This window comes from Streptomyces sp. PL-29, assembly GCF_058344425.1.
In genome coordinates this window covers 3,522,264-3,534,923 of the sequence record NZ_CP136996.1, presented here as the reverse complement: position 1 = coordinate 3,534,923, position 12,660 = coordinate 3,522,264, and the positions used below count along the sequence as shown (strand labels likewise).

The following is a 12,660-nucleotide window of genomic DNA, read 5'->3' as shown; positions in this document are numbered from 1 at the left end:
CGCCCGGTCCTCTCAGACGGGGCCGATCACCGGCCCTTCGTGCCAGCCCGCGCCGTCGCGCCAGTAGTGCTGCAAGCGGCGGTCGGTGCGCAGGACGACGACTTCCAGGTTGAACCCGAAGCTGCCCTGGAGCATCCCGGTGACCGCGGTGACGTCGTGGCCGAAGACCGCGCTGCGCCGCCAGGGGGAACCGCCCGCGTTGCCGCGCCACCAGTGCTCCACCTGCCCGCCGGCCACGGCCACGCACAGTTCGTAGTTCCCGGCGGTGTCCTCGTCCGCGGCTCCGTACTGCCCCTCGATCAGGCAGGGCGCGGACGTGGCCGGCGCACCGCTGCCGAAGACCTCCCCGGCCCGCCAGACGAAGCCGTTGGGGTCGTCGCGCCACCACAGCTGCATGCGGCCGTCGGTACGGGCGGCGACCAGGTCGAGGTGACGGGAGCGGGTCTGGACGAGGGCCGGGCCGTAGTGGGCGATGCCGGAGGCGAAGCGGCCGCCGTCGTTCCAGGTCCAGGGGGCGCCGTTGATCCGCCACCAGTGGTTGAGCCGGCCGTCGGCGGTGCGGACGACCACCTCGAAGTTGCCGGGCTTGCCGTAGTCGCTCTGGATGAACGCCGGGGTCGAGCCGACGGCCGCGTCCCCCGGCCCGAAGACGCCGCCGTCGCGCCACACCCCGGCCGACTGCTCGTAGTACCAGTGGCGCAGCCTGCCGCCCGTGGTCACGTGCAGGGATTCCATGTTCCGGTTGTAGGTGGTCCCGGTGAACGCCGGCTGGCCCGAGGCGTCGCCCGCGAACGTGCCCGCGCGGGCCCAGGCGAAGGGCGCGTCGCCCTCGCGCCACCAGTGCTGGAGGCGGGCGCCCGTGGTCGTCGCGAGGAGCTCGAAGTTGCGGTGGGCGCGGCCGTTGCCGCTCTCGTAGACGTTGCCGGTGTGCAGGCGGCGCTTGGTCCACGGATCGGGGTTGGTGCCGCGCAGTCCGCACTTGGCCCAGTGGTCGACGTTCACCTCGCCGTAGGCGATCCGGCCGTAGCCGCCGACGTGGTAGCCGGTGCCCCAGGAGTTCTTGAACAGCCAGCAGCCCGCCGCGTCGTCGTAGCCGACGACCAGGACGCAGTGGCCGCCCGCGAGGCGGTCGCTGGTGCGGTGGTAGACCCCGGCGCCGAGGCCGAAGAAGTCGTCGTACACGTCGAAACAGGCGGTCAGCGGGCCGACCGTGTCCAGCCACACCTTCTGCTGCTCCACGTCGCCGAGCCGGACGTAGTCGGAGATCCGGACGGTCCGGCCGGACCGGTCCCAGCTGGGCCTGTACTCGGCGCGCCAGGCGTCCCGGCGGGCGGCCGGCAGCCCGGCGGGCGGGGTGCTGTACGGCCAGCAGTCCGGGTCGGCGAGCCCGCCGTTGGCCTTGATCCAGTCGAGGGCGGTCTCCGGATTGCTGCCCTGGCCGCAGGTGAAGCGCAGGCCGTCGTGGACGTCCCCTTCGGAGCGCTCCGCCCACACGTCGTGCTCGATGCGGGTCATGGACTCCACCAGGCCGGTGGCGCCGAAGGCCCAGCAGGAACCGCACGGGTTCTGGTCCTTGACCTTGGTGATCCAGGGCAGGCCCCAGCGGTTGCGCCAGTCCACGGCGGCCGGCCTCGCCCGGCGGGCCGGTTCCCCTGCCGGGGCCCCGGCCAGCAGTCCGTGGGCGGCCCGGCGCCGGGTCAGGTGCGGGTTGCCGCTGGGGTGTTCGATGATCCCCCGCAGGTCGATCGTGCCCACGTCCTCGGCGGGCGTCAGGTTCGCCCCCGGCTCCAGACCGAGTGCCGGCCGCGGCACCGGCTCCTCGTCGGCCAGGTCCTCCAGGACCGACCAGCGCGCCCCCTGCGCGATCAGCTGCGCTCGCAGCTCCCCCACCGTCTGAACGGACTCCTGCGGCATGGCGGCCCCCCGGCTGCACCCGTGCGGATCAGAGATCCGGGGAGCTTCCCTCCGCCGCCGGGGACCGTCAAGGGGGTCCGCACGGTCGCGCGGTGGCACGAGGGGGCGTTCCCACAGAGGTCGCCCCCTACCGGTCAGTCGTCGGCGAGGGCCGCTCTGATCCGGGCCAGCGACGGGTTCACCATCGGCGGGTGGTCCGCGACGACCACCGTCGGGACGGTCTCGTTGCCGTCGGCCACGCCGCGGACGAAGGCCGCCGCGTCCGGGTCCCGCCAGATGTCGACCTTCCGGTAGGGGATCCGCGCCAGCCGGAGCTGGGTGAAGAGCTTGATGCAGAAGACGCATCCGGGCCGCCAGTACACGGTGACGGCACCACGGCCGGACCCCTTCGAAACGAACCTCTCCATGTCACAACCCCTTTGACCGACCCCCGCCCGACCCGGACGACAGTACCCGCGGGAAGGCAGAACGGGCCGGCTCGCCCGCCGGGGGGTCCGTATAGGGTCCCCGTATGGGCACCTGGATCGCGCCGAGCGTCATCGAGAGAGAGCTGTACGAGGCCAAGGGCGCCGGGGACTGGACCGCGTACTTCGAGGTGCTCGCACGCTCCCAGCTCTACCTGGTGCAGCCCCGCGTGCAGTCCGACGCGCACCCCGATGCGGTCTTCTTCCACCCCACCGCGAACCGCATGCTCGTCGTCCTCACCGCCGGGATGCTGCCCGCGCCCAGCCCGGAGACGGTCTTCGAGTCCCGCAGCCTGGGCTGGTTCTCCAAGGTGTGGGCCGCCGACGACCCCGCCTTCCTCGCCGTGAACCCGGGCTCCCCCGCCGAGGCGTACCTCACCACCACCCCCGCCGACCTGGCCCGCTGGCGCGCGCACGCGGACGCCGCACCGCACTACGGCCTGCCCGAGGGACGGGTCCACGCCCTCTTCACCGGCGGGCCGCTGCACGGCGACATCGCCCACGGGCTCGCCGTCGGCGGGCATCTCGCCGTCACGAACGGCGAGTTCTGGAACGCCCTCGCCTACCACGGCAGCGGCTACCGGCACGAGCGCCGCCGCGTCGCGAAGAGCTGGGGCATCACCGACCGGGCCGACTGGCTCGCCGTCCTGGAAGAGCTGCTGAGCACCTCGGTCGTCAGCCCCGTCTGGGAATTCGCGCTCCGGGTCCGCCGCGTCCTCGCCTCCGACTTCGCGGGGCCCGTCGACGTCGAGCACTGGCGGCACGCCGCCGAGGCGAGCCTGCGCCGCAACGCCGAACGCTCCGCCGAACCGCAGCTCACCCCGGACGGCGTCACCGTCGCCCGGCCGCGCCCGAGCGCCGAGGTCGAGGGGGAGATAGCCGGCGTCAAGCGCCTCATAGGCCGGATCGCCCGCTACGAACAGCGCTTCCGGGCCGACGGCCTCCTCCCCGAGGACGGCTGGGTCCGCTCGGTCGAGGCCTGGGACCTCGGCCGCGCCTCCCAGATGGCCCGCTGGGGCATCGGCTGCCGCTACGGCACCCTGCACGAGGCGGAGAGGGCCGTGCTCCGCGCCGGGGAGGCCGCCCGCGAGACCTATCGCTCGTGGCAGGAGTTCTCCGCGGGGTACGTCCTCGGCCGGTGCCTGCACTTCGACGAGGAGGAGTTCGGCACCTGGTACACGGGCGCCCTCGCCGCCCACGTCACGCTGACCACCGACCCCGCCAGCCCCTGGCGCAACATCCCGTGGAAGTGAGCGACCTCGGGTAGTCGGCGGCCCGGCCGACATCCGCCCGCGGACCGCACCCGGCCGAACTAGCCTCGTTCCCATGACTGTCGAGATGAACGAAACCGTGCGCGGGCTGCTCGACGCACCGCACCCCGCCGTCCTGTCGACCATCAACCCGGACGGGAGCCCGCAGAGTTCCGTGATCTGGGTGACCCGTGACGGCGGCGACCTGCTGATCTCCACCGAGCAGGGCCGCCGCAAGGAGCGCAACATCGTCCGCGACGGCCGGGTCGGGCTGACCGTCTTCGACCTGGCCAACCCCTTCCTGTACGCGGAGATCCGCGGCACCGCCACGGTCACCGAGGACGTCGGCCGCGCGGTGGCCGTCCGCATCGCCGAGGAGTACATGGGACCGGGCGCCGGCAAGGAGTACCAGGACGCCCCGCCCGAGAACGTCCGCGTGGTCGTCCGCATCACCCCGACCAGGGTCCTCGGCAACGCCGCCCGCCAGGGCTGACCGCCGGCGTACGGAAGGCCGCGCCGGCCCGCGATGCGTGCGGGCCGGGGCTGCGCCGCCTAAGGAAGCAGGGGCCTGACCCGGGTCCAGGCGTCGACCGCGGTCGCCGCGGGGGTGCCGTCCGGCAGGTGGCGGCGCAGGGACGTCAGCCACGGGATCAGCGCCTTGATACGGCGCAGGTGGCGGATGCGGTGGTGCGGGAGGTCGCGCCAGACGCGGCCCTGGGCCGCCGCCTGCTCCGGGGTCAGGTCGATCAGCGCGAACAGGTCCCGGCACAGGGCGGCCGGGTCACCGCCGCGGTCCGGGCCGAACTGTTCGATCAAGTAGGCCCGCACACAGGCCAGTTCGGGGGCACGGACCAGCTCCGCCGTGCCTTCGGCCGCCGCGCAGCGGTAGGTGGCGGCCAGTGCCACCCGGCCCCAGCGCAGCCGGATCCCGTCCGGCAGCCGTTCGTCGCGCATCCGCACCCCGGCCAGGACGCGCAGCGTCCGCGGATGGGGTTCGTCCCGCAGCGGCGGGTCAGCGGCCAGCCAGGCCTCCAGATCCTCCAGCGCGTGCCCGCCGGGCGGCACGGAGGTCAGCACCTGTCCGCGGGAGAGCAGTGCGACGATGGCGCCGCTGAAGTGGACCTTCGCCGTGTGACCGGCGTCGAAGGAGCCGACGGTCCGTCCGTACCGCTCGATGTGGCGCAGGCCCATCCGCGACGCCCCGACGGCGTAGACCTGCCCCGCGCGGGCCACCCCGCCGATGCAGCGGACCACGCACACGCCACCGGTGACGTCGGCCTCCTCGACGGAGTAGACCTGCAGTTCGGCGATGGACACCCCGGCCCCCTTCCCCGGGCGGCAGGTTACCCCTCGGGGAAGGGAGCCGTACCGACCCCGGCGCGCCCCGGTGCTCGCGGGCCGGCCCGGTTCACCGCCCCGGCGCTTCCAGAACGAGGCGGATCTCGGTGACCTCGTAGCCGGCGCGGTCGAAGGCCGCGGCCATCGGCTTGTTCACGGTGTCCGTGGTCGCGGTGATCCGCTCGGCGCCCTGCGAGGCGTGGAAGCGGGTGATCTCGGCGAGGATCTCGTCGATCAGCCCCCGGCCGCGCTGTTCCGGTACGACGCCCAAGTAGCCGACGTTGCGGTGGTACGGGGTCGCCGAGGGCACGGCCAGACCGGCGAGGCGGCCGTCCGGCAGATGGGCGAGGCGCCACCAGGAGCGCTCGCCGGGGCAGTCGAAGTAGAAGTCGAAGTCCTCGCGGGCCAGCTGCTCGGCGTCCATCACCTCCAGTTCGTGCCGGGTGGCGAGGTCGAGGCTGCCCCGGGACAGCCGGGCGAAGGCGTCCAGCATTTCCTCGTCGGTGCCCTCGCGGAAGACGAGCCGGTCGGTGGGCGCGGGCGTCCCGGCGGCCGGGGTCCACTCGTAGCGCAGGCGCTCGATCTCGCGGGTCAGTCCCGTGCGGTACGCGGCCTCCTGGCGCCAGCCGACCGCCGCGGCCAGCTCCGGGGCGTCCCGCCAGCCCCGGGGCAGGGAGATGGTGTAGCCGGGGAGCCCGCCGAAGGCCTTGTGTCCGGCGTCCAGCAGCCCGGCGGCGACCCCGGCCGGGTCGGCCACGCCGGCGGCCACCTGGAGGCAGTCGAGCGCGATGGGCCGCTCGCTGTCGGCCCGCCCCCACCACAGGGCGCGGGCCAGGATCCGCCCGCCCTCATCCTCGGCGGTCCAGATCCACTCGGGGCGGATGCGGTTCCCGGCGAGCTCCTCGCGGATCCTTCCGGCGGTGAGGGCGGGGACGGGGCCGGCCGCAGGGTGGGCGACGGCACGGGCCAGGTCTGCGGGACCTGCGGTGGCGGCACGGAAAAGCATGCGCAGATGATCACACGGGGCGCACGGCACGGCCAGGGGTTTGCCGCCCGTGGAGGCGGGCGCGCAGAAGGCCGACGGCCGGCCTCCTCGGGGGAGACCGGCCGTCGGCTTCGTCCTCGTGTCCGCTACGACCAGGTGATCAGCCGGCGGGGGTGCTCCAGCACCGCCGCGATGTCGGCGAGGAACTTCGAGCCGAGCTCACCGTCGATGAGGCGGTGGTCGAAGGACAGCGCCAGCGTGGTGACCTGGCGCGGCTTGACCTTGCCCTTGTGGACCCACGGCTGGAGCTTGATCGCGCCGACCGCGAGGATCGCGGACTCGCCCGGGTTCAGGATGGGCGTACCGGTGTCGACGCCGAAGACGCCGACGTTGGTGATGGTGATGGTGCCGTTCTGCATGTCGGCCGGGGAGGTCTTGCCGTCGCGGGCCGTGGCGACCAGCGAGGACAGGGACTCCGACAGCTCGCCCAGGGTCTTGGCGTGGGCGTCCTTGATGTTCGGGACGATCAGCCCGCGGGGGGTGGCCGCCGCGATGCCCAGGTTGACGTAGTGCTTGAGCACGATCTCCTGGGCCGCCTCGTCCCAGGACGCGTTGACGTCCGGATTGCGACGGATGGCCACCAGGACGGCCTTCGCGATCAGGAGCAGCGGGTTGATCCGCAGACCGGCGAGGTCCGGGTCGTCCTTGAGCTCCTGGACCAGCTTCATGGTGCGCGTCACGTCGAGGGTGATGAACTCGGTGACGTGCGGCGCGGTGAAGGCCGAGCCGACCATGGCCTGGGCGGTGACCTTGCGGACGCCCTTGACCGGGATACGGGTCTCCCGCGCCGACGGCTCGGCCAGCGCGACGGTGGACACCGCCGCGACGGCCTCGGCCGCCGGGGCCTGGGCCGCGGCGGGGGCCGCGGCCGCGGGGGCGGCCTGCGGGGCGATCGCCGCGGCGGCCGCCGCGTGGACGTCCTCCCGGGTCACCACGCCGCCGTCACCGGTCGGCACCACGGAGGCCAGGTCGATACCCAGGTCCTTGGCGAGCTTGCGCACCGGCGGCTTGGCCAGCGGACGCTCACCGGTCGGCTGCGCCGGGACCGCGGGCTGCACCGGCGCGGCCGGAGCCGCGGGGGCGGCGGGCGCCGCCGCGGGCGCTGCGGTGCCGTTCTGCGCGGCGACGGCGGGAGCCGGCGCGGCCTTGCGGGGGCGCCGCTTGGTGGACGACTCGGCGACGCCGTAGCCCACCAGGACGGGCTGGCGGGCCGCCGGGGCGGCCTCCTCGGCGGCGGGGGCGGTGGCCGCGGGAGCGGCCTCGGCGGCGGCCGGGGCCTCGGCGCCGGCGTCACCGGTCTGCACCGAGATGATCACCTGGCCGACGTCGACGGTGGTGCCCTCGTCGAAGAGGAGGGCGTGCACGACACCGTCGAACGGGATCGGCAGCTCGACGGCGGCCTTGGCCGTCTCGACCTCGCAGACGACCTGACCGTCGGTGACGGTGTCACCCGGCTGGACGTACCACTTGAGGATCTCGGCCTCGGTGAGGCCCTCGCCCACATCGGGCATCTTGAATTCGCGGATGGTCATGGAACGTGGCTCCTCAGTACGCCAGCGAGCGGTCGACGGCGTCGAGCACCCGGTCCAGGCCCGGCAGGTACTCGTCCTCCAGGCGGGCCGGCGGGTACGGGGCGTGGAAGCCGCCCACGCGCAGTACCGGCGCCTCCAGGTGGTAGAAGCACCGCTCCGTGATGCGGGCGGCGATCTCCGATCCCACGCCGAGGAAGACCGGCGCCTCGTGGACGACGACGAGCCGGCGGGTCCGCTCCACGGACGCCTGGATCCCGTCGAAGTCGACCGGGGACATCGAGCGCAGGTCCAGGACCTCGACCGACTTGCCCTCCTCGGCGGCCGCGGCGGCCGCCTCCAGGCAGACCTTCACCATCGGGCCGTAGGCGGCCAGGGTGAGGTCGGTGCCCTCGCGCACCACGCGCGACGTGTGCAGCTCGCCGGGGATGGCCTCGGTGTCGACCTCGCCCTTGTCCCAGTAGCGGCGCTTCGGCTCGAAGAAGATCACCGGGTCGTCGCTGAGGATCGCCTGCTGGAGCATCCAGTAGGCGTCGGCGGCGTTCGACGGGGAGACCACCTTCAGGCCCGCGACGTGCGCGAACAGCGCCTCCGGGGACTCCGAGTGGTGCTCGACCGCGCCGATGGCACCGCCGTAGGGGATGCGCACGACGACCGGCAGCTTGATCTTGCCCAGGGCGCGCGCGTGCATCTTCGCGAGCTGCGTGACGATCTGGTCGTACGCGGGGAAGACGAAACCGTCGAACTGGATCTCCACGACCGGCCGGTAGCCGCGCAGGGCCAGGCCGATGGCGGTGCCGACGATGCCCGACTCGGCCAGCGGGGTGTCGATGACCCGCTCCTCGCCGAAGTCCTTCTGCAGGCCGTCGGTGATCCGGAAGACACCGCCCAGCTTGCCGACGTCCTCGCCCATGATCAGGACCTTCGGGTCCTGCTCCAGGGCCTTGCGCAGCGACTCGTTGAGCGCCTTCGCGATCGACATCTTCTGGGCAGCCATCAGTGACCCTCCTCGGCCGACTCGAAGGACGCGAGGTAGGCGGCGAACTGGGCGCGCTCCTCGTCGACGAGCGCGTGCCCGTCCGCGTAGACGTTCTCGAAGATCGCCATGGTGTCCGGGTCGGGCATGGCGCGCACGGCCTCGCGCACGCGCTTGCCCATGGCCTCGCTCTCGGCCTCCAGCTCGGCGAAGAACGCCTCGTCGGCGCCGCCGGTGGCCAGCAGGTGGGCCTTCAGGCGCTGGATCGGGTCCTTGGACTCCCAGGCCGCCGTCTCCTCGTCCCGCCGGTACTTCGTCGGGTCGTCGGAGGTGGTGTGCGCGCCCATGCGGTACGTGTACGCCTCGACGAGGGTCGGGCCCTCGCCCCGGCGCGCCCGGTCCAGTGCCCAGCGGGTCACGGCCAGGCAGGCCAGGACGTCGTTGCCGTCGACGCGGACACCGGGGAAGCCGAAGCCCTGCGCGCGCTGGTAGAGCGGCACGCGCATCTGGCGCTCGGTCGGCTCGGAGATCGCCCACTGGTTGTTCTGGCAGAAGAACACCACGGGGGAGTTGTAGACGGCGGAGAAGTTGAAGGCCTCCATCACGTCGCCCTGGCTCGACGCGCCGTCGCCGAAGTAGGCGATCACGGCCGCGTCCGCGCCGTCCTTGGCCACACCCATCGCGTACCCGGTCGCGTGGAGCGTCTGCGAGCCGATGACGATCGTGTAGAGGTGGAAGTTGTTGAGGTTGGGGTCCCAGCCGCCGTGGTTCACACCGCGGAACATCCCGAGCAGGTTGGTCGGGTCGACCCCGCGGCACCAGGCGACGCCGTGCTCGCGGTAGGTCGGGAAGACGTAGTCCGCGTCGTTCAGCGCCCGGCCGGAGCCGATCTGCGCGGCCTCCTGGCCGAGGAGCGAGGCCCACAGCCCCAGCTCGCCCTGGCGCTGCAGGGCGGTCGCCTCACCGTCGAAGCGGCGGGTCATGACCATGTCGCGGTACAGGCCGCGCAGGTCCTCTGTGGTGATGTCTGCGACGAAGGGGGCGAACTCCGCGTTCTCCGCGTTGTCGACCCGCTCCCCTTGGGGCGTCAGCAGCTGTACGAGCTGAGGTTCAGCGTCCTGCGTCTGCGCGGTGGCAGCGGCGGGCTTGGCGGCGCTCGCCGCACCTGCCGCCCGCTTGGTGCCGCTGCTGCGTCGCGGCTTGCGCGCGGCAGTGCTCTCCACGGTCACTTGTGCTCCTCCGTCGGTCCGGCACCCGGGTTCTCCGGGGTCCAGTGCGGCTCACCTGCGTCCGTGACGAGCGCACGGGGTGGGTGCGCATCGCGTTCGGGATTCAGGCGTGACAGGCGTCCCGGCGAGTGCCCTGCGCAATGCACGTTACCCAGTGCGCCGCATAACTGCGAAACCCCGTTTGACCTGCGTTTTTGCTTGGATTTCCAAGTAAATCCGCAGGAGCGGGAACAACCACTGGTCACAGCCTTGCAGGGGCCGGGAACAACGGCACGTTATCCCGGGTAACTCCGGCAGGGAAGGGGTTGGTGTGTGAAACTGACTTCGTGCGCGAAGACGGAAAAATCAAGGTATTCCTCCTGGACGACCACGAAGTGGTCCGTCGGGGCGTCCACGAGCTGCTGTCGGTCGAAGAGGACATCGAGATCGTCGGCGAGGCCGGCACGGCCGCCGACGCACTGGTCCGGATCCCCGCGACCCGCCCCGACGTGGCCGTCCTGGACGTCCGGCTGCCGGACGGCAGCGGGGTGGAAGTGTGCCGCGAGGTCCGCTCGCAGACCGAGGACGTCAAGTGCCTGATGCTGACCTCGTTCGCCGACGACGAGGCCCTCTTCGACGCGATCATGGCCGGTGCCTCCGGCTACGTCCTGAAGGCGATCCGCGGGAACGAGCTGCTCAACGCCGTGCGTGACGTCGCCGCCGGCAAGTCGCTGCTGGACCCGGTGGCCACTGCCCGGGTGCTGGAGCGACTGCGCGACGGCAAGGGGGGCAGGGGCGACGACCGCCTCGCCAACCTGACCGAGCAGGAGCGCAAGATCCTCGACCTGATCGGCGAGGGCCTGACCAACCGGGTCATCGGCGAGCGCCTGCACCTGGCCGAGAAGACGATCAAGAACTACGTCTCCAGCCTGCTGTCCAAGCTGGGCATGGAGCGCCGCTCCCAGGCCGCCGCCTACGTCGCCCGCCTCCAGGCCGAGAAGCGCTAGGGCGGGCGGGCCGGCAATTTCAATTCCCCTTATGCCCGGGTCCGGTCGGTTCGCTTCGGTTCGCCACAGCGGGGCGTTCGACTCCGCCCCCACGCGAATCGAACTCCCGGCTCAGAACGGTTAGCCCGCTCGCCGAGAACCCGAATCCCGACCGCCCCCGCCGGCCCGCCCGCTGACGGGGCATCCATGCGAAAGGGCCCGGCGGAAGTCGCTTCCGCCGGGCCCGTTGCGTCTTCGTCCCGCGCTCACTCCGCGCTGTCGGGGCCCGGCGGCGGCGCGGACTTGGTCGCCGTCGCGGTCGCCGTGGCCGTCTTCGTCGCCGTGGCGGTGGCGGTGGCGGTGGCGCTCTTGGTCGCCGTGGGAGTCGGCGACTGCGTCGCCGTCGCCGTGGGGGACTGGCTGGCGGTCTGTGTGCGGGTACGGACCGGCTGCGGCTGGGTCTCGTTGCTCGTCGGCGTGTTGTCCGTGGGCTGGCGCGAGTGCGTCGGGTCCGGCGAGTCGGACGCGCTCGGCTGGTCGCTGGGGACGGTCTGGGTCGTTCCCGGGTCCTGCTTCTCGCCGCCCTTGCCACCGCCCACGCCGTTGACCGCGTAGGCCACGCCGCCCGCGATCGCGACGATGGCGAGGACCGCGAACAGCCACATCTTCCAGCGGCCGCCGCCGTTGCCGCGCCGGTCGTCGTAGACCTCGTAGCCGCCGCTGTGACCGCCGGAGTGGCCTCCCGGGGCGCCGGGGAAGGCCGCGCCGTCGTCCGGGTTCAGCGGCGGCACCATCGGCTGCTGGAACTGCGAGGTCGAGGCGTTCGAGCCGTAGCGCGGCCCGCCGCCGTTTCCGCCCACCGGCGGCATGGCCGTGGTGGCGGCGACGCCGCCGCGACCGTGCGGCAGCGACATGGTGATCGGGCCGGTGTTCCAGGTACCGGTGTTCGGGCCCTGGTCGTGCAGCATCTGCAGTGCGTACTGGACCAGCCCGCGCATCTCCTCGGCGCTCTGGAACCGGTCGTCCGGGTCCTTGGCGAGGGAGCGCATGACGAGCCCGTCGAGCTCCTGCGGGATGTGGTGGCCCTCCGGCAGCTGCGAGGGCGGCACGGGCGCGTCCTGGACGTGCTGGTAGACCACGGAGAGCGGGGTCTCGCCGGTGAACGGAGGTCGCAGCGCGAGGAGTTCGTAGAGCAGGCAGCCGGTCGCGTACAGGTCACTGCGGTGGTCCACCGCCTTGCCGAGGGCCTGTTCGGGCGACAGGTACTGCGGGGTGCCCATGACCATGCCGGTCTGGGTCATCGTCGCCTGACCGCCGTGCAGGGCGCGGGCGATGCCGAAGTCCATCACCTTCACCGCGCCGGCGTCGGTGATGATGACGTTCGCCGGCTTGATGTCGCGGTGGACGATGCCGTGCTGGTGCGAGTACGCGAGGGCCTCCAGCACGCCCGAGACGATGATGAGCGCCTGCTCGGGGCCCGGGGCCTCGGCACTGATCAGCAGGTCCCGGATGGTGCGGCCCTCGACCAGCTCCATGACGATGTACGGGACGGTGTTCGGGCCGACCCGGTCCTCGCCCGAGTCGTACACGGCCACGACGGCGTGGTGGTTGAGCCCGGCGACGGACTGCGCCTCGCGGGTGAAGCGGGCTTTGGACACCGGGTCCTCGGCGAGGTCCGCGCGCAGCAGCTTCACCGCGACGGTGCGGCCCAGCCGCACGTCCTCGGCGGCGAACACCTCCGCCATGCCGCCGCGGCCCAGCCGGTGCGTCAGCCGGTAACGGCCGTCGCCCACCAGGCCGCCGTCGCCCCAGTGCTCAGGACCGTCGGTCATCCCGGCGCCGTTTCCCTCGGGTTCGGGTGCCATCAGTCCTCGCCGTCGTCTCTCTCGGCCGCCGCTCAGCGGTAGTCCTCTTTATTGGTGCTCCGGTGAACGCTACAGCCTCGGAACC

Annotated in this window: 11 protein-coding genes; 3 read left to right on the top strand and 8 right to left on the bottom strand. The window is 72.6% G+C overall.

Annotated elements, in window-relative coordinates; genetic code table 11:
- Nucleotides 1–12: 12 nt before the first annotated feature.
- Nucleotides 13–1,890 (bottom strand): C1 family peptidase, encoded by a 1,878-nt coding sequence (locus tag R4Z63_RS16195; RefSeq protein WP_236647596.1) that lies wholly within the window; start codon nt 1,888–1,890, stop codon nt 13–15.
- Nucleotides 1,891–2,048: 158 nt separating this feature from the next.
- Nucleotides 2,049–2,321, bottom strand: a complete 273-nt coding sequence (locus R4Z63_RS16190) for a glutaredoxin domain-containing protein (protein ID WP_052030360.1) — start codon at nt 2,319–2,321, stop codon at nt 2,049–2,051.
- Nucleotides 2,322–2,425: 104 nt separating this feature from the next.
- Between R4Z63_RS16190 and R4Z63_RS16185 the strand changes: the two genes are divergently transcribed.
- Entirely contained in the window at nt 2,426–3,631 is a 1,206-nt protein-coding gene (locus R4Z63_RS16185) for a DUF1266 domain-containing protein (protein ID WP_037920574.1), read from the top strand.
- Between the two features lie 73 nt (nt 3,632–3,704).
- Complete coding sequence (locus tag R4Z63_RS16180; protein ID WP_384448153.1) at nt 3,705–4,121, top strand: PPOX class F420-dependent oxidoreductase; 417 nt, start codon at nt 3,705–3,707, stop codon at nt 4,119–4,121.
- 59 nt (nt 4,122–4,180) lie between these two features.
- Here the strand turns inward: R4Z63_RS16180 and R4Z63_RS16175 are convergent, their stop codons facing one another.
- The 5 genes from R4Z63_RS16175 to pdhA all read right to left on the bottom strand — a co-directional run bounded on the left by R4Z63_RS16175 (nt 4,181) and on the right by pdhA (nt 9,745).
- Nucleotides 4,181–4,945 carry a hypothetical protein gene (locus R4Z63_RS16175; protein WP_384448150.1) on the bottom strand — a complete coding sequence of 255 codons (765 nt, stop codon included), beginning with the start codon at nt 4,943–4,945 and terminating at the stop codon, nt 4,181–4,183.
- 91 nt (nt 4,946–5,036) lie between these two features.
- Entirely contained in the window at nt 5,037–5,972 is a 936-nt protein-coding gene (locus tag R4Z63_RS16170; protein WP_384448147.1) for a GNAT family N-acetyltransferase, read from the bottom strand.
- 125 nt (nt 5,973–6,097) lie between these two features.
- A complete protein-coding gene (locus R4Z63_RS16165) occupies nt 6,098–7,543 on the bottom strand; it encodes a dihydrolipoamide acetyltransferase family protein (protein WP_384448144.1) in 1,446 nt (481 codons plus the stop codon).
- A 13-nt stretch (nt 7,544–7,556) separates the two neighbouring features.
- Nucleotides 7,557–8,537 carry an alpha-ketoacid dehydrogenase subunit beta gene (locus R4Z63_RS16160; protein WP_037920564.1) on the bottom strand — a complete coding sequence of 327 codons (981 nt, stop codon included), beginning with the start codon at nt 8,535–8,537 and terminating at the stop codon, nt 7,557–7,559.
- On the bottom strand, nt 8,537–9,745 hold the full coding sequence (pdhA, locus tag R4Z63_RS16155; protein ID WP_037920562.1) for a pyruvate dehydrogenase (acetyl-transferring) E1 component subunit alpha: 1,209 nt from the start codon (nt 9,743–9,745) through the stop codon (nt 8,537–8,539). Before pdhA ends, R4Z63_RS16160 begins: the two co-directional genes overlap by 1 nt.
- A 326-nt stretch (nt 9,746–10,071) precedes the next feature.
- Between pdhA and R4Z63_RS16150 the strand changes: the two genes are divergently transcribed.
- A complete protein-coding gene (locus R4Z63_RS16150; protein WP_037920560.1) occupies nt 10,072–10,731 on the top strand; it encodes a response regulator in 660 nt (219 codons plus the stop codon).
- A gap of 245 nt (nt 10,732–10,976) precedes the next feature.
- On the opposite strand, the gene R4Z63_RS16145 is transcribed toward R4Z63_RS16150, so the two are convergent.
- Nucleotides 10,977–12,575 carry a protein kinase domain-containing protein gene (locus R4Z63_RS16145; protein WP_384448140.1) on the bottom strand — a complete coding sequence of 533 codons (1,599 nt, stop codon included), beginning with the start codon at nt 12,573–12,575 and terminating at the stop codon, nt 10,977–10,979.
- Between the last annotated feature and the right edge of the window lie 85 nt (nt 12,576–12,660).